Below are 19665 nucleotides of genomic sequence, written 5' to 3'. Positions count from 1 at the left end.
GTCGTTCACACTCTCGTCACGTGCGCCTGACATGATGAGGGGATGATCGATCACGAGGTCCTCGACGCCGGGCTCGGCGATGCGGACGACGACGACTTCGACCTGGACGAGGAGCTCGACGCCCAGCTGCCCGAGCACCGCTATCTCGATCGTGAGCTGAGCTGGCTCGCCTTCAACCAGCGTGTGCTCGAGCTCGCCGAGGATCAGACGCTGCCGCTGCTCGAGAGGGCGAACTTCCTCGCCATCTTCGCCAGCAACCTCGATGAGTTCTTCATGGTGCGCGTCGCCGGCCTCAAGCGTCGCATCGTGACGGGCCTGGCCGTTCCCACCAATGTCGGGCGCGCCCCCGCCGAGGTCCTCGCCGACATCTCGACCGAGGCGCACCGCCTGCAGCTGCGCCACGCGGACGCCTGGACGGCGATGGTGAAGCCCGCGCTGGCCGACGCCGGGGTGGCGGTCGTCTCCTACGACTCGCTCGATGATCAGGACCGCGCGGCGCTCTACGAGTACTTCCAGGCGCAGGTCTTCCCCGTCCTCATGCCCCTGGCGGTCGACCCCGCCCACCCCTTCCCCTACATCTCCGGACTCTCGCTCAACCTCGCGATCCGCATCCGCAATGCACGGACGGGCCGGCAGGAGTTCGCGCGGCTCAAGGTGCCGCCGATGCTCCCGCGCTTCGTCGACGTGCCCTCGAGCGACGGCGCGCTGCGCTTCCTGCCCCTCGAGGAGCTCATCTCCAATCACCTCGACGACCTGTTCCCCGGGATGGAGGTGCTCGACCACCATGCGTTCCGCCTCACGCGCAACGAAGACGTGGTGGTCGAGGAGGACGAGTCGGAGAACCTCATCCAGGCCCTCGAGGCCGAGCTGCTGCGCCGCCGGTTCGGGCCGCCGATCCGCCTCGAGATCACCGACGACATGGACGACCTGACGCTCGAGCTCCTCATCCGCGAGCTCGACATCACCCAGCAGGAGGTCTACCGCCTCCCCGGCCCGCTCGACCTGCGTGGGCTGTTCGATCTGCGGATCGACAGGCCCGACCTCAAGTTCAAGCCCCACGTGCCCACGACCGCGATGGCGTTCCAGCCGGGTGACAACAACGAGCGACCCGACGTCTTCGCCTCCATCCGCAAGGGTGACGTCCTCGTCCACCACCCGTACGAATCGTTCGCGACCAGCGTCCAGGCTTTCCTGGAGCAGGCCGCGAAGGACCCGCACGTGCTGGCCATCAAACAGACGCTCTACCGCACGTCCGGCGACAGCCCGATCGTCGAGGCCCTGATCGACGCCGCGGAGGCGGGGAAGCAGGTCCTCGCCCTGGTCGAGATCAAGGCGCGGTTCGACGAGGCCAACAACATTCTGTGGGCGCGCAAGCTCGAGAAGGCCGGGGTCCACGTGGTCTACGGGCTCGTCGGGCTGAAGACCCACTGCAAGCTCGCCCTCGTGATCCGCGAGGAGGGCGGCGTGCTGCGCAGCTACAGCCACGTCGGCACGGGCAATTACAACCCCAAGACGAGCCGCATCTACGAGGACTTCGGCCTCTTCACCGCCGACGATCAGGTCGGTCGCGATCTCACGCGCCTCTTCAACGAACTCAGCGGCTACGCCATCGAGAAGAAGTTCAAGCGACTGCTGGTGGCCCCGCTCCACCTCCGCAAGGGCCTCCTGCGCCTCATCGACAAGGAGCGGCGCAACGCGCTGGCGGGCAAGCCCGCCCGAGTGCGCATCAAGGTCAACTCCATGGTCGACGAGCAGATCATCGATGCCCTGTACCGTGCGAGCCAGGCGGGCGTGCAGATCGAGGTGTGGGTGCGCGGCATCTGCTCGCTGAAGCCGGGAGTGCCCGGGATGAGCGAGAACATCCGGGTGCGCAGCATCCTGGGCCGCTATCTGGAGCACTCGCGCATCTTCTCGTTCCACAACGACGGCGACCCTCAGGTGTACATCGGCAGCGCCGACATGATGCACCGCAACCTCGACCGCCGCGTCGAGGCGCTGGTGCGCGTCGTCGCACCCGCGCATCTGAAGGAGCTGGAGGACTTCTTCGACCTCGCCATGAGCGATTCCTCGAGCTCGTGGCACCTCGGCCCCGACGGCGAGTGGACGCGTCACAACGTCGGAGAGGACGGCAAGCTCCTCGTCGACGTGCAAGATCGCACCATGGCCAACGTGCAGCGCCGTCGGCGGGCACGCGCGGTGCGATGACCGAGACCGCGGTCTACGCCGCGGGTGGTGTCGTCTGGCGAATCGTCGACGGCAAGCTCCGTGTGCTGCTCATCCATCGCACCCGGTATCGGGATGTGACCCTCCCCAAGGGCAAGGTCGATCCCGGCGAGATGCTCGCCGAGACGGCCGCCCGCGAGATCTTCGAGGAGACCGGCATCCGCGTCGCACTCGGCGCGCCGGTGGGCGTCTCGCGCTACCGGCTGCCCAGCAAGCGCACCAAGATCGTCCACTACTGGTCGGCGGAGGCGACGGATGCCGCCATCCGGGCGTCCGCCTTCGTGCCGAACAAGGAGATCGCGGCCATCGAGTGGGTGTCGCCGAAGAAGGCGCTGGCCCGGCTCAGCTACCCGGTCGACGTGGAGATCCTGGAGAACTTCCAGCGCCTGGTCGAGGAGGGCGTGCTGCGCACCTTCCCGATCATCGTGCTCCGCCACGGCAAGGCCGTCGCGCGCGAGGACTGGGACGGGAACGATGCCGCGCGCCCGCTCTCGGCGCGGGGCAAGCGGCAGGCGAACTCGATCGTCGGACCGCTGCTCGCGTTCGGCGCGCGCAAGATCGTCTCGAGCCCGGCGGTGCGGTGCACCAAGACGGTGGCCCCGCTCTCAGCCGCTCTCGGTCGCAAGGTCGAGAAGACCCCGCTCATCAGCCAGGATGCGTGGGAGGAAGGCGAGTCCGACGCGCGGACGATCATCGGCCAGCGCGTGCGCAGCCGCAAGCCGGCCGTGCTGTGCAGTCACGGACCGGTGCTGCCCGACATCCTCTCCGAGCTCGCCCTCGCCACCGGAACGCTGCGCGGGTCGTATCTCGGGAGCGCCTCGGCGCTCGAGCCGGGGGCCTTCTCGGTCGTGCACCTGTCGGCCGACACCCCGGGCTCGGGGATCGTGGCGATCGAGACGCACATACCGAAGGTCTGACGCGTCGTCAGCGGTGGACGGCCGTTCATCCCCGTGCATGGATGTCGGCGACCCGTTCACCTCCCGTTCACCATCCGAGCGCAGTCTCTTAAGAGTCCGAGCCTACGTTTCAGAACGAGCCCCGCACCGGGCTCGCTACCCGAAGCCCTCTTGGGCCTCATTCCCTGACACGTGAAGGATTCACACAGTGAAGATCTCCCGCATCGCCCAGGTGGGCGCTGTCGCCGCAGTCGCGGCCCTCGCCCTCGCCGGCTGCGCCGCAAACGAAGGGACTCCCGGCGGTTCGACCGACGAGCCCACCACCTCCGACCTTTCCGGCGAGATCGCCGGCGGCGGCGCCTCGTCGCAGGAGGTCGCCGTCTCGGCGTGGACGGCCGGCTTCCAGACCGCCAACCCCGACGTCACGATCACGTACGACCCGGCCGGCTCCGGCGCGGGCCGCGAGTCGTTCCAGGCCGGCGCGTTCCCCTTCGCGGGCTCCGACCGCGCCTTCACGATCGAGGAGATCGAGGCGGGGCCGTTCGACGGCTGCGTCGACGGCTCGGGCATCATCGAGGTCCCGACCTACATCTCCCCCATCGCCGTGATCTTCAACATCGAGGGCGTCGACTCGCTCAACCTCGACGCGACGACCCTCGCGTCGCTGTTCTCGGGCGAGATCACGAACTGGAACGACCCGGCGATCGCCGCGCTGAACGAGGACGTGGAGCTCCCCGACCTCGCCGTGACGCCGGTGCACCGCGCCGACGACTCGGGCACGACCGAGAACTTCACCGACTACCTCTACCAGGCAGCGCCCGACGCGTGGCCGGCCGAGCCCGACGGCGTGTGGCCGCTCGACAGCGGTGAGGCCGCGCAGGGCACGTCGGGTGTCGTCTCCGCCGTCGCCGGCGGCAACGGCACCATCGGCTACGCCGACGCGTCGCGCGCTTCCGAGGAGGGCCTGTCGACGGCCGCCATCCAGGTCGGCGACGAGTTCGTCAGCTACTCGCCCGAGGCCGCCGCGGCGATCGTCGACGCTTCGCCGTTCGAGGAAGGCCGCGGCGAGGGCGACCTCGCGATCTCGCTCGACCGCACCTCGACCGAGGCCGGTGTCTACCCGATCGTCCTGGTGAGCTACATGATCGCCTGCCAGGAGTACGCCGACGAGGCCAACGCGCCGATCGTCAAGGGCTACCTGGAGTACGTCGCGAGCCCCGAGGGCCAGGATGCCGCGGCCGCCGCGGCCGGCAGCGCCCCGATCTCGGACTCGCTGCGCGAGCAGATCAACGCGGCGATCGACCTGATCGTCGTCCCGTAAGGCCCCGAGACCCGGTTCCGGCGCGACGCGCCGGAACCGGGTCTCACCCCGTAAACCCGAACCAGAAGGACACCATGACCACGACCACCGCCCCGGCCGCGGGCAAGGTCAAGCAGCGGCCAGGCGACCGCTGGTTCTCGGGCACCGCTCTGGCGGCAGGCTCGATGATCCTCGTGACGCTCGCCGCCGTGGCGATCTTCCTCATCGTCCAGTCGATCCCGGGCATCACCGCCACGAGCGACACCGCGTCCCTGCTCACGACGAACTTCTGGGCCTACGTCTGGCCGCTCGCCTTCGGCACGGTGTGGGCCTCGGTGCTGGCACTCGTCATGGCCGTCCCCCTCGCGGTGTCGGTCGCTCTCTTCATCTCCCACTACGCTCCGCGGCGCCTCGCCCAGACACTGGGGTACATCGTCGATCTGCTCGCCGCGGTCCCCTCGGTCGTCTTCGGCCTGTGGGGCATCCTGGTCCTCGCGCCGGCTGTCCAGCCGGTGTACGTGTGGCTCAACGCGAACATGGGATGGTTCCCCCTCTTCTCCGGCACGGTCTCGGCGACCGGCCGCACGATCTTCACCGCCGCCATCGTGCTCGCTGTCATGGTCGTGCCCATCATCACCGCCATCTGTCGCGAGATCTTCCTCCAGACGCCCGTGCTCCACGAGGAGGCGGCCCTCGCCCTCGGCGCGACCCGCTGGGAGATGATCCGCATGGCCGTCTTCCCCTTCGGCCGCAGCGGCATCGTATCGGCGTCGATGCTGGGTCTGGGACGCGCGCTCGGCGAGACGATGGCCGTCGCGATGGTCCTCTCGGCGAGCGGTGTCATCACCTTCCAGCTCTTCACCGCCGAGAACCCCAGCACGATCCCCGCGAACATCGCGCTGACGTTCCCCGAGGCGTACGGCGAGAACATCAACGTCCTCATCGCCACCGGCCTCATCCTCTTCATCGTCACCTTCGCCGTGAACGCGATCGCCCGCTGGATCGTCAGCCGGCGCAAGGAATTCTCGGGAGCCAACTGACATGACCACCGTGACTGCTCCCCCCTCGCAGGACACGCCGCCGGCCGGCGTCCGCGAGCACCAGCGGCTGACCAGCGGCCACCTCCCGAAGTGGGCGCCGTGGGGCCTCCTCGCCGGAAGCGCCGGCCTGACGGCTCTCATCTTCGCCGTCATGGCCGTCGCGAGCGGGGCGGAGTTCAGCCTCGCCGGCTGGGCGGTCGTCGCGGCGCTCGCCTACCTCGTGCTGATCACCGCGATCTCGAGCGTCGTGGAAGGCCGCCGCAAGGGCGTCGACCGCCTCGTCACCGGCATCGTCACCGTCGCCTTCGGAATCGCGATGGTCCCGCTCGTCTCCGTCGCCTGGACCGTGCTCGTCAACGGCATCGCAGGGATCTCGGCCGAGTTCTTCACCAGCTCGATGCGCAACGTGGTCGGCGAGGGCGGCGGCGCGCTCCACGCGATCGTCGGCACGATCCTCATCACCCTCGCGGCCGCCGTCATCTCGATCCCGATCGGCATCTTCACGGCCATCTACCTCGTCGAGTACGGCGCCGGCAAGCGCCTCGCGCAGGGCATCACGTTCCTCGTGGACGTCATGACCGGCATCCCCTCGATCGTCGCGGGACTGTTCGCCTACGCCGTCTTCGCCCTGATCTTCGGGCCCGGCATCCGCATGGGAATCATGGGGTCGATCGCGCTCTCCGTGCTGATGATCCCGGTCGTCGTGCGCTCGACCGAGGAGATGCTGCGGCTCGTCCCGAACGAGCTCCGCGAGGCGTCGCTCGCACTCGGCGTGCCCAAGTGGCTGACGATCGCGAAGGTCGTGCTGCCGACGTCGATGGCCGGTATCACCACGGGCGTCATGCTGTCGATCTCGCGCGTCATCGGCGAGACGGCACCGCTGCTGCTCACCGCGGGCGTCGCGACATCCATGAACTACAACCTGTTCGAGGGGCGCATGATGACCCTGCCGGTCTTCGCGTACACGCAGTACATGAATGCGGGCATCCCGGTGCAGGCCTACCACGACCGCGCGTGGGCCGCCGCGCTGACGCTCATCGTGTTCGTCATGGCCTTGAACCTGCTCGCGCGTCTGGTCGCGAAGATCTTCTCCCCCAAGCTGGGCCGCTGAGCCCCCGTACTCCCGAAGCGAAACCCGAGGAATCGTGTCCAAGAGCATCGAAGTCAACGACCTGAACGTCTACTACGGCGACTTCCTGGCGGTGGAGGGCGTCTCACTCGAGATCGCGCCCCGCAGCGTCACCGCCTTCATCGGCCCCTCCGGCTGCGGCAAGTCGACGTTCCTGCGCACCCTGAACCGGATGCACGAGGTCATCCCCGGCGCCTACGTCGAGGGAGAGGTCCTCCTCGACGGCGACGACCTGTACGGCGCGAACGTCGACCCCGTGCTCGTTCGTCGCCAGGTGGGCATGGTCTTCCAGCGCCCCAACCCCTTCCCCACGATGTCGATCCGCGAGAACGTGCTGGCGGGGGTCAAGCTCAACAACCGGCGCATCTCGAAGTCGGACGCCGACGCGCTCGTGGAGAAGTCGCTGAAGGGGGCGAACCTCTGGAACGAGGTCAAGGACCGCCTCGACAAGCCCGGCTCGGGGCTGTCGGGCGGTCAGCAGCAGCGTCTGTGCATCGCACGCGCGATCGCGGTCTCGCCCGAGGTCATCCTCATGGACGAGCCCTGCTCGGCGCTCGACCCGATCTCGACGTACGCGATCGAGGAGCTGATCGGCGAGCTCAAGAACGACTACACGGTCGTGATCGTGACCCACAACATGCAGCAGGCATCGCGAGTGAGCGACAAGACGGCGTTCTTCAACATCGCCGGCACCGGCAAGCCCGGCAAGCTCATCGAATACGACGACACCACCTCGATCTTCACGACGCCGTCGGTGCAGGCGACCGAGGACTACGTCTCCGGCCGATTCGGCTGAGCGGTCGCACCCGTCGCGAGGACGTGAAGGGTGTCGATGAGCGATCGGGGGTCGGATGCCGCGTCCCAGCCGCTCGAGACGAGCTGCTGGTAGCCGATCACGGCCGACACGACGAGGACGGCGCGTCGGCGGGCCTCGCCGGGCTCGACGCCGGATGCCTCGACCAGCGAGGCCAGGTACGACACGCGTCGCTCGGTGACCGACGAGACGAACTCGCGCACCGGCCCCGTCGCGTCCGCGTAGAGCGTTCGCTCGCCCGATCGCTGTCCGGTGCGGTGAGCGATGAGCTCGAGCAGGCCCGCTAGTCGGGCAGCCGCCGGTTCGATTCGCTCGACATCCCCGATGAGCCGCTCGGTCTCGAGCTCCCGCCAGCGGTCGAGGACGGCGTCGACCAGCGCGCGTCGGTCGGCGAAGTGCCAGTAGAAGGACCCCTTCGTGGCGCCGAGGGCGCGGGCGACGGGTTCGACGGCGACAGCCGTGATCCCGTCGGCGCTGAAGCGTTCGTACGCCGCCGCGACCCAGTCCTCGCGCGTGAGTCTTGCCATGCACCGTACCGTACCGTATAGTCTCAGCGCAGGCTCCATACGGATGCGTATGGCTCAGGGAGGCACCATGCGGCAACCCGCGTTCTGGTCGCTCGCGCTCGCGGATATCAGCGACCCCGACTACACGCAGGTCTGGATCGACGTGCTGCCGGCGCACGCCACCGCCGATCCTGCCGCGTGGGCCCGCAACCTGTTCTCACCGGCTTCGCTCCCCCGCTGGCTCTCGAGCGCGATCCTCGTCGCATCGCTCCTCCGGCGGCGCGAGGGACGCCGCTGCGAAGCGTTCGCGGTTCGGCGCGTCGAGGGCGAGGAGGCGCTCGTCTCGGTCGACGCCCGGCGCATCGACATGCGCGTCGGGGTCGGCGTCGATGAGGAGCGCGCGCTGGTGCGCGTCGTGACGGCGATGCGATTCAAGGGCCGGGGCGCCCGCCTGTGGTCGCTCCCGGTGCGGATGTCGCTCGCGCTGCTCATGCGCGGCATGATCGCCCGCGCGCGCCGCGAACTGTCGGGTGTGACGCGCTGAATCAGGTGCGAGGGCTCAGCAGGTATTCGTTGAACGACGCGGTCAGCTCGCGGTCGACCGCCACCGCGACCCCGTCGATGGCCGAGATGGGAGCGGCCAGCCGCACGCTCGACAGCAGCCACGCGGCATCCGCTTCTGCCAGGGCGGACACGGGGACGGTCTCGTACGCGGTTTCACGGCCCTGAACGGCGAGGTGCTCGAAGAGACTCAGCTGAGTCGTTCCGTGGAGGATACCCCCGTTGGGCGCCGGTGTGACGAAGCGGCCGCCGATCCGCAGCACGAGCGAGGCGGTCGGGGCTTCGAGGACGAAGCCGTCGGACGACACGAACACCGCGTCGTCGGCACCGCGCCGCTTGGCTTCGCGGATGGCGGCCATGTTGACCGCGTACGACAGCGTCTTGGCGCCCAGCAGCAGCCACGGCGCGCGCGCCGGGGTGTCGATCCCGTAGCCGCGGTCGAGGGTGACGATCCGCACGCCGCGTTCGCGGACGACGGTGTTGTCGGGCGCCTGGGCGGCGGTCACCCACGCGGTCGGCGCTGGCCCGTGCTCGACGCCGCGGCTCAGGATGAGCTTGATGACGCCCTCTCCGTCCGCCGGGCAGTGCGCGGCGGCGACGGTCACGGCCTGGCGCCACTGCTCGAGATTCGGCGTGGGAAGATCGCACAGCGCGGCGGAGTGAGCGAGCCGCTCGAGGTGGGCGGCCACCTCCTGCGCGTGGCCGTTCACGACGCCGATCGATTCGAAGATGCCGTCGCCGCGCTGCGTGCTGAGCTCCCCCACGCTGAGCGCAGGCGCGGACGGGTCGATCTCGCGGAAGCCGGCGGCGAAGTCCTCTCTCGCGTCGTCGGAAGCGGCCGGTTCGAGCACGAGAGCGAAGCGCCAGGTCATGTCAAGAGCCTACGGCCGGGAATGCCGCGGCCGGCTCCTCGGTTACACTGGATCGGCCGGGCCGCAGTAACCCCGGGCTCCATCTTCTGCCGCTGCGAGCGGCCTTGCGCCGAGAGGCGTTCTGCGGCCCGGCACCATCGTGCCGGGGCGGGAAACGCCTCTCCCGCCCAGCGGCATCCCACACCGGGCGTTCTGCGGCCCGGCACTCTTGTGCCCGCCCGCCGCTCAGGTGAGGGCTTCGCGCCGCCACAGGGCCGCGCACGCCGCCAGGTCCGCCGCGTAGTCCGACAACCGCAGGGCACGGGTCGTGAGTACCGAGGCACGCTCCGGCTCGGTCGGCTCGTAGTCATCGGCCAGGTGCGTCGCGCCCGCGGACTGCACACGGCAGAATGATGCCGCACGGTCGAGTGCGACGGCGAAGTCGCCCTCGAAGACGCCGCGCAGGATGCGGTCGATGAGCGCGACGAGCTCGTCCGGCCCGGCGGGCGTCGGCGCGCCCGCGATGACCTCGTCGGCCGAGGCGAGCTCGACGCGGCCCCGCTCGTACAGCAGGGCGGCCGTGCGCGGGTCGTCGTGGATCATGAGCTGGAGCAGGTAGAGGCGCCACAGCGCGCCGGGGAGGGTCTTCGCCGGCGAGCGCGACCACAGCTCGGCGATGTCGTCGATCCCATGCTCGTCGGTGAAGGCCACGAGCCGGTCGACGACCTGGCCGTCCGGGTCCGAGCGAACCCGCGAGAGCAGCGCGTGAGCGGTCGAGTGCGCGACGCGCGACACCTCGGCCGGGTCCTCGGCCGAGAACAGCCGATCGAACAGCTCGGCCGGTCTGCGCACCGGCTTGTGGAAGTCCCTGGACTCGTCACTCACCCGCTCAAGGGTACCGGCGTCTCCCGCGCGCGGCGCGGCGGCCCAGGGCAGGCACACGACTCAGACCTGGTTGATGCGGATGTGATTGCCCGCGGGATCCCGGAACGCGCAGTCCCGCGGCCCCCACGACTGCTCCATCGGCTCCTGCAGGACCTCCGCGCCGAAGGAGCGCAGTCGCTCGAACGTGGCGTCGATGTCGCTCGTCGAGAACACGTACGGACCGGGGCCCGATCCCTTGACGACGAGGCGCTCGAGGGATTCGCCGTCTTCAGGCGACCGCCCCGCGATCGGGTCGGAGATCACGAGCGAGAGGCCCTCCTGGCCGGCGAACCCGAGGCTCACCCAGCGGTGTCCGTCGTACGCGACGTCGTTCACCACCTCGAGCCCCAGTCCATCGCGGTAGAACGGGATGGCGGCCTCGACATCGTCGACCGTGATCGGGCAGTACGCGAGAGAGATGCTGGTCATGCTCTCACGCTAGAGGAGCGCCCCGACGGCCGCTTCTCCGATCCTGCTCGATCGCGCTCGTCAGCGGCGGGGTCGGGTGAGGATCTTCGCCACGCACAGCGGCATCGCCTCGGCGGCGTCGTGGGGCCGAGCACTGTACGCGCTCGGCGTCTCGCCCACGATCTCGGTGAAGGTGGAGCTGAACGATCCGAGGGAGGTCGCCCCCACGGCGGTGCAGGCATCCGTCACCGACGCGCCCGCGCGCAGCAGCGCCATCGCGCGCTCGATGCGGCGGGTCATGAGATAGGCGTACGGGGTCTCGCCGTACGCGGCCTTGAACTCGCGTGAGAAGTGCGCCGGCGACATGAGGGCTTTCGCAGCCATCGTCGGCACGTCCAGGGGCTCCGCGTAGTCGCGGTCCATCAGGTCTCGTGCGCGGCGGAGGTGCACGAGCGCGGAAGTCGTCTGAGGGGCGGATGCCACGTCCTCACGCTACCCGCGCCCGCGGGTTCGCCGCGATCAGGCGGTGGGGATGGCGATGATCGGCTCCGTCGACGGCTGCCCGTTCGGCGAGCCGCCCTCGGGTTCGACCGTCACCGCGATCGTGTCGCCGGGCTCGAGGGCCCCCTGCAGGATCTCGGTCGAGGTGCCGGCCTGCGCCTCGAAGACACCCGCCGACACGGCCTCACCGCCCTCGCGGACGAACCACATCTGGAAGCTCTCGTCGTCGGCGATCTCGGGAAGGTCGTCCGAGACGAGCACGGCCTTGCCCACCGACTCCGACCAGTGCGCGGTCGCGATGCCGCCGTCGGCGAGGTCGTACGTGGCCGACTGGGCGTCGGACGCTGCCTCGATCTCCTGCAGGGCGACGACTTCCGGCGGCCGATTCACGTACTCGTTCAGCGTGACGGCCCCGAAGCCGAGCGTGACGAGGACGACGAGCGATGCGGCGAGCGTCAGGAGCCCGCGCGTCCAGTTGCGTCGTGAGATCGCCTGGATGGTGCTCGTCGTCGGCGACGGGTCCACCACCGGTGCGTCCTCATCGCGGTCGCGGGCGTCGGCCGGCGACGGCGCCGACACGGGCGCGGCGGCCGCGGCATCCGAGGCGGGCACGTCCGGCACCTGCGGCATCGTGGCGATGCGGGCCAGCAGTGTGGAACGGAGGGTTAGCGGTGGAGCGGCGGTCGGGATGCCCTCGGCGAGCGCCGCGGCGGCCTCGGCGTCCGCCTCGACCCAGTGCTCCCACTCGGGGTGGGCGACGCGGGCCTCCTCGAAGGCGCGTCGGTCTTCCGGCGAGAGCGCATGGAGAGCGTGGCCCGCGGCCAGCTCGGCGAAGTCCTTCTCATCCATCACGCGGTCACCCCCATCTCTGCCCTCAGGCGGGACAGGCCGTCCCGCATCCTCGTCTTTATCGTCCCCAGCGGCGCTCCCACGAGTGCCGCGATCTCGCTCTGACTGTAACCTCCGAAATAGGCCAGGGTCAGGGCTTCGCGCTGCGCTTCCGGCAACGACGTGAGGGCCGCCGTGACCTTCTCGCCCTCGATGCGGAGTTCCACCTGCTCGGCGACTCCGTCATGCGCGACGTCGAGATCGCGGAAGCCCGCACGCACGTCGCGATCCGTGCTCGCCTGCGACGACCGCACCCGGTCGACGGCCCGGCGATGCGCGATCGTGAGCACCCATGACCTTCCCTGTCCCCTGTTCGGAGCGAACTTCCCAGCGGATTGCCACACCTCGAGGAACACCTCCTGCAGCACTTCTTCGCTCTGCGACCGGTCCACGAGGACACGCAGGATGAGGCCGAACACGCGCGGAGAGAGGAGATCGTAGACGCGGGCGAACGCCGTCTGGTCGCCGCGCGCGACGCGCTGCAGCAGTTCGCCGATGCGGTCGACGGGTTCGGAGCCGTCCTCCGGCACGTCGATACCGTCGATCACCATTGCTCCAGCATGCCTTACTCGCGCCCTCTTCCCCGTGCGCACGAGGCTCCGGATTCGATCCAATCCGTTCCGGGAGGTCCTCCGAACAGCCCGTACGAGCCGCTCCCGCGGCCCGACCCCGCACCACGGGGCCCGCAGTTCACGGTCCATCAGGACCTCAAGAGGAGGAAGTCATGTCTCGCATCACCAGAAAGCGCCTTTCGGCCGGTCTCGCCCTCGCGGTCGCGGCGACGTTCGCGCTGTCCGCCTGCTCGATGGGCGGATCGACGGCGGCCCCGTCGGACGAGCCCTCGACCCCCGCGATGGAGGAGACCGAGGAGCCGATGGAGGAGATGGACCCCGCGGCCAACCTCGTCGGCCCCGGCTGTGCCGACTACGCCGCTGCCGTGCCGGACGGCGCGGGCTCGGTCGAGGGGATGTCGCAGGACCCGGTCGCCACGGCGGCCTCGAACAACCCGCTGCTCACGACCCTCGTGTCCGCGGTGAGCGGACAGCTCAACCCCGAGGTCGACCTGGTCGACACGCTCAACGGCGACGAGTTCACGGTCTTCGCGCCGGTCGATGAGGCCTTCGCCGCGATCGACCCGGCCGTGATCGAGTCGCTCAAGACCGACACCGACACCCTCACGTCGATCCTCACGTACCACGTGGTTCCCGGCCAGGTCGCGCCCGCCGACATCGTGGGCACGCACGCGACCGTCCAGGGCGCGGACGTCGAGGTCACCGGATCGGGCGACGAGCTCATGGTCAACGGTGCCAACGTCATCTGCGGTGGCGTCCAGACCGCGAACGCCACGGTGTACCTCATCGACTCGGTCCTGATGCCTCCGGCACAGTGATCGACCCCCTGGCTTAGGCCAGAACGGGGCAGAACGGCCGTCGGGGCGTGGCGAGGCGCACCGGCGGCCGTTCCGCATGCACGGATGCCGCGGCGGAGTCAAGAGCGTCGCTGCGCGCACGGGCCGGGCGTACTCTCTGATTCCGTCGGCTCCGCTCTTTCGATGTCCCCGTCGAGGACGGACCCGACGGGAGGACCATGTCGGATCTGAGGCAGGCCGGTGACCCGTCCACCGGCGAGATCCTGGCCCACCGCTATGTGCTGCGCGAGCGGATCGGCGAGGGCGGGATGGCGCGCGTCTACCGGGCGGACGACGAGGCGCTCGGTCGCACCGTCGCCATCAAGGTGCTTCGCAGCATCGATGCGGTCGCGTCGGTCGATCGGGCACGGTCGGAGACGGCACTCCTCGCGGCGCTGAACCACCACGGTCTCGTCACCCTGTTCGACGCGCACATCGCCGACGACGGAGTCAGCTACCTTGTCATGGAGTACGTCGACGGGATGACGGTTCGCGAGCGCATCTCTCAGGGCCCGATCCCGCCGGACCAGGTCGCCTCCATCGCGGTGGATCTGGCGGAGGCGCTGCACGTCGCCCACTCCTCCGACATCGTCCACCGCGACATCAAGCCGTCCAATGTGCTGCTCTGGCGCTCGCCGCTCCCGGGCAGGGAGTGGCGGGCCAAGCTCGCGGACTTCGGCATCGCCCACCTGCTCGACTCCACGCGGGTCACCACCCCCGGGACGATCATCGGCACGGCGGCGTACGTCGCGCCGGAACAGGCGCGAGGCGACGCGCCCGCGCCCGCAGCGGACATCTACGCCCTCGGCCTCCTCCTCATCGAGGCGATCACCGGAGAGCGTCCGTTTCCGGACGCCGAGGGAATCGGCGCTGTCATGGCGCGGCTGGCTGCACCACCGGCCGTCCCCGGATCCGTCACCCCCGAGTGGCGCGGACTGCTGCGCGGCATGACGGCGATGCGACCAGACGATCGTCCGTCGGCGCTCGAAGTGGCGATCACCGCGGAGCGTCTCGCGCTGGGCCGCGCCCCGCTTTCCGCTGCTCTCGCGGACGAGGCTACAGAGCAGATGCCTGCGCTCGCCACCGGACCGACGCGCGCGCTGCCGATCGACACGTCGGTCGAGGACCCGGCTGCCGCCGTCCGCACCACCCTCCTCCCTCCACCGCTGCCACCCGACGCGACGCCGCCGGCGGCGGCCGCGACGTCCGCCTCCGATTCCCCCACGTCCGCCCGCGGGCGGACGAAGCTCATCGCCGTGATCATCGCCGCGACCCTCATCGTCGGGGTGACGATCGCAGCCCTGTGGTGGTCGACGCAGATCGGCGCATCGACCGGACCGGACCCGACGCCCTCTGTCGTCGACACCCCCGCTCCCGAGCCGAGCGACACGCCCCCCGACCCCTCCCCAGCCCCTGGTGACGACGGGGCCGACGTGGGTGAGGGAGCCGACGGTGCGGGAGACGGGAACGGGAACAGCGGCGGGAACGGGAACGGGAACGGCAACGGGAACAGCGGCGGGAACGGGAACAGCGGCGGGAACGGGAACGGGAACAGCGGCGGGAACGGGAACGGCCCCTAGCCTCGGTGACGGACCGCTGCCGACGGCAAGTAGGCTTGGGGATCGAGGGCCTCTAGCTCAGTCGGTAGAGCATCGGACTTTTAATCCGCGGGTCGTGGGTTCGAGCCCCACGGGGCCCACCAGCCCGGGTATCTCTTCGGCACGAGAGTGGCCATGCCCGGCTCCGACATCCCGCGTGGGTCGTGTGTTGCCGCGATCAGCCTCAGGCAGGGCCGATCTCTCGCGACATCTCGAGCTCTCGCCCATTCTGGCCGACGATCGTACGGCCGGTCGCAGCGAAGCCGAGACCGGCGTACGCGGCGCGGGCGCGGGCGTTCTCCTCGTGCACGTCGAGGAACAGGATGCCGCAGCCCTGCCCCGCCGCCCAGTCGCCACCGGCATCGACGAGGCGCCGGAGGATGCCGCGCCCACGGTGCGCGGCCGCGACGTACACCGCGACCAGGAGCGCCGTGCCGGCGTCGCGCACACGACCGAAGTAGTCCGGCAACGCCGGTTCGGGCACGAGCACGGTGGCCGAGCCGACCCACGACGAGCCCAGCTCGGCGATGAACTGCGCGGAGCCCGACGAGAGCGCCGCGGCGGCCGCGCGATCGTCCCAGAACTCGCGCGGGCGGGCGGCCGCCGTCTCGTATGTCTCGAGGAAGGCGATTCCCGCCGCCGGATCCTGCAGCGCTTCCAGCCGGATGGCGCGCACCTTCGCCCCGTCGCCGGCGAGGACGCGCCGCACGCGAACCGGGGCGTCAGACACCGGAGTCGGCCAGCTCTGCACCGGCGTGCGCGAGCTCGGCCAGCGCCGCGTCGCTCGTCTCGTCGGCCACGCCGGCGACGAGATCCGTGAAGACCCGCACCCGACGGCCGTGCTCGATCGCGTCGAGCGCCGACGCGCGGACGCAGTAGTCCGTCGCGATCCCCGCGATGTCGACATCGACCACACCGTGGACCTCCATCAGATGGGCGACCGTCGCGCCCTCGTCGGTGGTGCCCTCGAAGAGCGAGTACGCCGGCTGCCCCTGCCCCTTCTTCACGTGGTGCGTCACGACGGCCGTGTCGAGGCCCGGATCGTACTCGGCGCCCTCGGTTCCGCTCACGCAGTGGACAGGCCACGTGTCGACGAAGTCGGGCTCCGGATGGAAGTGCCCGCCGTTGTCGCCCTCGGCATCGTGCCAGTCGCGTGACGCCACGATGACGGCGTACTCGTCCGCGTGGGCCTCGAGGTATCTGGTGATGCGCTCGGCGACGGCGTCGCCGCCCTCCACGCCGAGCGCTCCGCCCTCGGTGAAATCGTTCTGGACGTCGACGATGAACAGCGCCTTGCTCATGACTCGAGCGTACGCCGGTACTCCTCCCGAGTCAGCGCGTGACCATCGTCGGCGACGAGCGCCGGCTCGGCCGCCGCCTCGTCTCCGGGTGCTCCGTCGGGCGCGGCATCCACCCGCGTCTCAGGGCCGTGACGCCACAGCTTCGACGGCCACCAGATCGCCCGGCCGATGTCGTACGACAGGGCGGGGACGAGCAGCGAGCGGACCACGAACGTGTCCAGCAGGACGCCGAACGCGACGATGAACGCGAGCTGAGCGAGGAAGAGGATCGGGATGACGCCGAGCGCGGCGAAGGTCGCTGCGAGGACGAGACCCGCAGAGGTGATGACCCCTCCCGTCGCGACGAGGCCGCGGAGGATCCCGCGCCTCGTGCCGTGCACGAGAGACTCCTCCCGCACGCGGGACATCAGGAAGATGTTGTAGTCCACGCCGAGCGCGACGAGGAAGACGAAGCCGTACAGCGGAACCGCCGGATCCGCGCCGGGGAAGGCGAAGATCCCGTCGAACACGAGCGCGGCGACTCCGAGGGCGGTGGCGAACGAGAGGATGACCGTCGCGATCAGCAGCACCGGCGCGAGGATCGAGCGCAGCAGCAGCATGAGGATCAGGAGGATCACCAGGAGGATCACCGGGATGATGATCGTCCGGTCGCGGATCGAGGTGTCGTTGGAGTCGATGTCGGTGGCCGTCTCACCCCCGACGATGGCGGTCCCCTCGCCGAGCGCGGCGTCGAGATCGGTGCGCAGTTCGCGGACCGTGTCCTCGGCGGCGACGGAGTCGGCCGCGTCGGTGAGCGTGCCGATCACGAGCACGTCGCCGTCGGACACGGTCGCCTCGGGCGCTGGAGTCCCCGGCGGACCCACTGCGGTGAGCACCGGCTCGCCGTCCTGGAGCTCGACGGAGGCCTGGCCTGTCGGCGAGTCCTCGGATGCCACGGCCACGGACTCGATGCCGTCGCTCGCGTCGAGCACCTCGACGGTGCCGCCGAGCTCGTCCTCGGGGACGATCACGTAGACGGGGCTTCCCGATCCGGCCGGGAAGTGCTCGGCGAGCACCTCCTGACCGTCGCGCGCCTCGGATGCGCCGAGCACGAGGTCGCTCGACGGTACGCCGTCGGCCTTGAGCTGCGTGATCCCGACCGCGCCGAGGAGGAGGACGACGGTGCACACGATCCACACCGCGCGCGCGTGCCGTGCCACGAAGCGCGCCTGTCGCGGCCACAGGCCCTTGACGGGCTGCGTGAGGTCGTCGGGGATCATCGCGACCGGCTGCTTCGGGATGAACGGCCAGAAGGCGGCCCGTCCGACGAGGGCCAGCAGCGCGGGGAGGAACGTCAGCGCGGAGAGCACGGAGAAGACGATCCCGATCGACGCGATCGGGCCGAGTGCGCGGTTGGTCGCGAGGTCGGAGAGCAGGAGGCACAGCAGGCCGGCGATGACCGTGCCGCCGGAGGCGAGGATGGGCTCGAACGATCCGCGCCACGCTCGGAGCGTGGCATCCCACCGCCGGTCGCCGTCCGCCACCGCTTCACGGAAGCGCGCCACGTACAGCAGGGCGTAGTCCGTCGCGGCGCCGATCACCAGGATGAAGAGGATGCCCTGCACCTGCCCGTTGAGGACGAAGATGCCGGCGAAGGCCAGCCACCACACGGTGAGCAGGGCGACGCACAGCGCGAACACCGAGGTGAGCAGGACGAGGATGGGCAGGATCGGTGAACGGTAGACGATCACCAGGATGATGAAGACGGCGATGAGCGCCACGGCCAGCAGCAGCCCGTCGATACCGAGGAACCCCTCGACGAGGTCGGCCGTGAAGCCCGCCGGGCCGGTGACCCACCCTTCGAGCGGGGCGGCGAGATCCTCCTCCACCAGGGCCCGGATCTCCTCGACGATCTCGGCGACTTCGCCCGAGGCATCCACCGGTACGAAGAGCTGCGCCGCTTCGCCGTCCTCCGACGCGATCGGCGGCGACACGCCCTCGAGCACGCCGTCGAGCTCGGCGATGTCGTCGGCGAGGGTCTGCACCTCGCCGAGCTGCTCCTCCGTGAGATCGCCGTCACCGGTCACCACGACGACGGCCGGGATGCTGTCGTCCCCGAGGAAGTCGGTCAGCCGCTCGTTGACCTGCGTGGCGTCCGCGCTCTCGGGGAGGAAGGACGACCGGTCGTTCGAGGACACCTCGTCGACCTTGCCGAAGTAGGGTCCGCCGACGGAGCCGACGGTGAGCCAGACGAGCACGAGGACAGCGGGGATGCCGATGCGCAGCCAGCGGGTCGGCGTGCGTCGCGCGTGGTGAGGGGTCTCCATATCGCTAGCTTATCTAGCAAAATCCCCGTCGCGCGACCTCCCTATGCTGAAACGCGTGATCCCCGCCGTGCTGGCCCTCACGGGCGCCCTCGTCTACGGCGCCGCGGACTTCTTCGGCGGCCTCGCGGCGAAGCGACTCCGGTCGATCGTCGTCACGGCGGTCGCGGCACTGTCGGGCCTGGTCGCCCTCCTCATCGCGCAGCCCTTCGTCGGCGGGCTGTGGACGGCCTCGGCCGTCGGCTGGGGCATCTTCGCCGGCGTCTTCGGCATGCTGGCGATCGTCCTTCTCTACGCGTGCCTGGCGATCGGCCCGATGAGCATCCTCTCTCCGCTCACCGCTGTCGTCTCGGCCGTCGCGCCGATGCTGTGGGGACTGTTCGTCGACGGCGAGAGCCTCTCGCCCACCGCATCCGCGGGACTGGCCGTCGCGCTCGTCGCCGTCGTGCTGGTCGGCTTCATCCCGGGCGAGAAGGTCGTGCGCCCGAGCGCCCGTGGCCTGGTGATGGCCGTCGGCGCCGGTGTCGCGATCGGCGGATTCCTCATCACGATCGACCAGACCCCCGAGGGCAGCGGACTGGTGCCGCTCGTGCTCAGCCGCTCCACGACCTTCGCGCTCACAGCCCTGATCATCGCGGTGATCGTCCTGCGAGCCGTGCGGACCGGGCACCCCGCGTCGTCCGCCCTCTCCCCCACCGTCGGCCTCGGCGCGACCCCGAGCGGCCATGCCGACCTCGAGCACGCCGCAGCCGCCCATCCCACTCCCGTCCCCACCCTGGCGCGCGCGTGGTGGCTGGCCGTGACGTGCGGAGTGGTGGATGCCGCAGCCAACGCACTCGCGCTGATCGCGCTGCGCGCGGGCGAACTGGCCATCGTGTCGGCCCTCACCGCCCTCTACCCCGCGGGCACGATCCTGCTCGCGGCCGTCGTGCTGCGAGAGCGCGTCGCGGGCGTGCAGTGGGCCGGCCTCGTTCTCGCGCTCGTGGCCGGGGGAATGCTCGCGCTCGGGTGATG

General features: G+C 70.1%; 20 protein-coding genes and 1 tRNA gene. 11 read left to right on the top strand and 10 right to left on the bottom strand.

The window, feature by feature from the left end; genetic code table 11:
• Positions 1 to 42: 42 nt before the first annotated feature.
• The 6 genes from ACFQ0P_RS10925 (at position 43) to pstB (ending at position 7384) form a co-directional block, all read left to right on the top strand.
• Positions 43 to 2205, top strand: a complete 2163-nt coding sequence (locus ACFQ0P_RS10925; RefSeq protein ID WP_204978730.1) for an RNA degradosome polyphosphate kinase — start codon at positions 43 to 45, stop codon at positions 2203 to 2205.
• Positions 2202 to 3140: an NUDIX hydrolase gene (locus ACFQ0P_RS10920; RefSeq protein ID WP_204978729.1), complete on the top strand. Its 939-nt coding sequence runs from the start codon at positions 2202 to 2204 to the stop codon at positions 3138 to 3140. The genes ACFQ0P_RS10925 and ACFQ0P_RS10920 overlap by 4 nt, the downstream gene beginning before the upstream one ends.
• Positions 3141 to 3327: 187 nt before the next feature.
• Positions 3328 to 4440, top strand: coding sequence for a phosphate ABC transporter substrate-binding protein PstS (pstS, locus tag ACFQ0P_RS10915; RefSeq protein WP_204978728.1), 1113 nt, complete (start codon positions 3328 to 3330; stop codon positions 4438 to 4440).
• A 74-nt stretch (positions 4441 to 4514) separates the two neighbouring features.
• Positions 4515 to 5459 (top strand): phosphate ABC transporter permease subunit PstC, encoded by a 945-nt coding sequence (pstC, locus tag ACFQ0P_RS10910; RefSeq protein WP_204978727.1) that lies wholly within the window; start codon positions 4515 to 4517, stop codon positions 5457 to 5459.
• Position 5460: 1 nt separating this feature from the next.
• Positions 5461 to 6570, top strand: a complete 1110-nt coding sequence (gene pstA / locus ACFQ0P_RS10905; protein ID WP_204978726.1) for a phosphate ABC transporter permease PstA — start codon at positions 5461 to 5463, stop codon at positions 6568 to 6570.
• A gap of 34 nt (positions 6571 to 6604) precedes the next feature.
• A complete protein-coding gene (pstB, locus tag ACFQ0P_RS10900) occupies positions 6605 to 7384 on the top strand; it encodes a phosphate ABC transporter ATP-binding protein PstB (protein ID WP_204978725.1) in 780 nt (259 codons plus the stop codon).
• Here the strand turns inward: pstB and ACFQ0P_RS10895 are convergent.
• On the bottom strand, positions 7360 to 7929 hold the full coding sequence (locus ACFQ0P_RS10895) for a TetR/AcrR family transcriptional regulator (RefSeq protein WP_204978724.1): 570 nt from the start codon (positions 7927 to 7929) through the stop codon (positions 7360 to 7362). The genes pstB and ACFQ0P_RS10895 overlap by 25 nt on opposite strands.
• A 67-nt stretch (positions 7930 to 7996) precedes the next feature.
• Between ACFQ0P_RS10895 and ACFQ0P_RS10890 the strand changes: the two genes are divergently transcribed.
• Positions 7997 to 8452, top strand: coding sequence for a DUF2867 domain-containing protein (locus ACFQ0P_RS10890; RefSeq protein WP_204978723.1), 456 nt, complete (start codon positions 7997 to 7999; stop codon positions 8450 to 8452).
• A gap of 1 nt (position 8453) precedes the next feature.
• On the opposite strand, the gene ACFQ0P_RS10885 is transcribed toward ACFQ0P_RS10890, so the two are convergent.
• The 6 genes from ACFQ0P_RS10885 to sigK all read right to left on the bottom strand — a co-directional run bounded on the left by ACFQ0P_RS10885 (position 8454) and on the right by sigK (position 12592).
• Positions 8454 to 9341 (bottom strand): aminodeoxychorismate lyase, encoded by an 888-nt coding sequence (locus tag ACFQ0P_RS10885; protein ID WP_204978722.1) that lies wholly within the window; start codon positions 9339 to 9341, stop codon positions 8454 to 8456.
• Between the two features lie 225 nt (positions 9342 to 9566).
• Positions 9567 to 10205 carry a DNA-directed RNA polymerase subunit beta gene (locus tag ACFQ0P_RS10880; protein ID WP_204978721.1) on the bottom strand — a complete coding sequence of 213 codons (639 nt, stop codon included), beginning with the start codon at positions 10203 to 10205 and terminating at the stop codon, positions 9567 to 9569.
• A 60-nt stretch (positions 10206 to 10265) separates the two neighbouring features.
• The gene (locus ACFQ0P_RS10875; RefSeq protein ID WP_204978720.1) at positions 10266 to 10673 is read right to left on the bottom strand and encodes a VOC family protein; all 408 of its coding nucleotides are present in this window, start codon (positions 10671 to 10673) and stop codon (positions 10266 to 10268) included.
• Between the two features lie 60 nt (positions 10674 to 10733).
• The gene (locus ACFQ0P_RS10870; RefSeq protein WP_204981357.1) at positions 10734 to 11075 is read right to left on the bottom strand and encodes a helix-turn-helix transcriptional regulator; all 342 of its coding nucleotides are present in this window, start codon (positions 11073 to 11075) and stop codon (positions 10734 to 10736) included.
• A gap of 96 nt (positions 11076 to 11171) precedes the next feature.
• Positions 11172 to 12002, bottom strand: coding sequence for an anti-sigma factor (locus ACFQ0P_RS10865; protein ID WP_204981356.1), 831 nt, complete (start codon positions 12000 to 12002; stop codon positions 11172 to 11174).
• Positions 12002 to 12592, bottom strand: coding sequence for an ECF RNA polymerase sigma factor SigK (sigK, locus tag ACFQ0P_RS10860; RefSeq protein ID WP_204978719.1), 591 nt, complete (start codon positions 12590 to 12592; stop codon positions 12002 to 12004). Before sigK ends, ACFQ0P_RS10865 begins: the two co-directional genes overlap by 1 nt.
• Positions 12593 to 12765: 173 nt before the next feature.
• Between sigK and ACFQ0P_RS10855 the strand changes: the two genes are divergently transcribed.
• From ACFQ0P_RS10855 to ACFQ0P_RS10845, 3 genes are all read left to right on the top strand, one after another.
• Positions 12766 to 13431 (top strand): fasciclin domain-containing protein, encoded by a 666-nt coding sequence (locus ACFQ0P_RS10855; protein WP_204978718.1) that lies wholly within the window; start codon positions 12766 to 12768, stop codon positions 13429 to 13431.
• Between the two features lie 197 nt (positions 13432 to 13628).
• Positions 13629 to 15029, top strand: coding sequence for a serine/threonine-protein kinase (locus tag ACFQ0P_RS10850; RefSeq protein ID WP_378772141.1), 1401 nt, complete (start codon positions 13629 to 13631; stop codon positions 15027 to 15029).
• Between the two features lie 46 nt (positions 15030 to 15075).
• A tRNA-Lys gene (locus ACFQ0P_RS10845) sits at positions 15076 to 15151 on the top strand.
• Between the two features lie 80 nt (positions 15152 to 15231).
• On the opposite strand, the gene ACFQ0P_RS10840 is transcribed toward ACFQ0P_RS10845, so the two are convergent.
• From ACFQ0P_RS10840 to ACFQ0P_RS10830, 3 genes are read right to left on the bottom strand one after another with little or no spacing between them, the layout of a single operon-like run.
• On the bottom strand, positions 15232 to 15777 hold the full coding sequence (locus ACFQ0P_RS10840; protein ID WP_204978717.1) for a GNAT family N-acetyltransferase: 546 nt from the start codon (positions 15775 to 15777) through the stop codon (positions 15232 to 15234).
• Positions 15770 to 16348 carry an isochorismatase family protein gene (locus ACFQ0P_RS10835; protein ID WP_204978716.1) on the bottom strand — a complete coding sequence of 193 codons (579 nt, stop codon included), beginning with the start codon at positions 16346 to 16348 and terminating at the stop codon, positions 15770 to 15772. The genes ACFQ0P_RS10840 and ACFQ0P_RS10835 overlap by 8 nt, the downstream gene beginning before the upstream one ends.
• The gene (locus tag ACFQ0P_RS10830) at positions 16345 to 18654 is read right to left on the bottom strand and encodes an MMPL family transporter (RefSeq protein ID WP_204978715.1); all 2310 of its coding nucleotides are present in this window, start codon (positions 18652 to 18654) and stop codon (positions 16345 to 16347) included. The genes ACFQ0P_RS10835 and ACFQ0P_RS10830 overlap by 4 nt, the downstream gene beginning before the upstream one ends.
• A 55-nt stretch (positions 18655 to 18709) precedes the next feature.
• Here ACFQ0P_RS10830 and ACFQ0P_RS10825 point away from each other — a divergent pair, with 55 nt between their 5' ends.
• Positions 18710 to 19663 carry an EamA family transporter gene (locus ACFQ0P_RS10825; RefSeq protein ID WP_204978714.1) on the top strand — a complete coding sequence of 318 codons (954 nt, stop codon included), beginning with the start codon at positions 18710 to 18712 and terminating at the stop codon, positions 19661 to 19663.
• The last annotated feature ends 2 nt before the right edge of the window (positions 19664 to 19665 follow it).

It is taken from the genome of Microbacterium insulae (assembly GCF_042677065.1).
Taxonomy (GTDB): Bacteria; Actinomycetota; Actinomycetes; order Actinomycetales; family Microbacteriaceae; genus Microbacterium; species Microbacterium insulae.
This window is presented reverse-complemented; position numbering and strand designations above follow the sequence as displayed.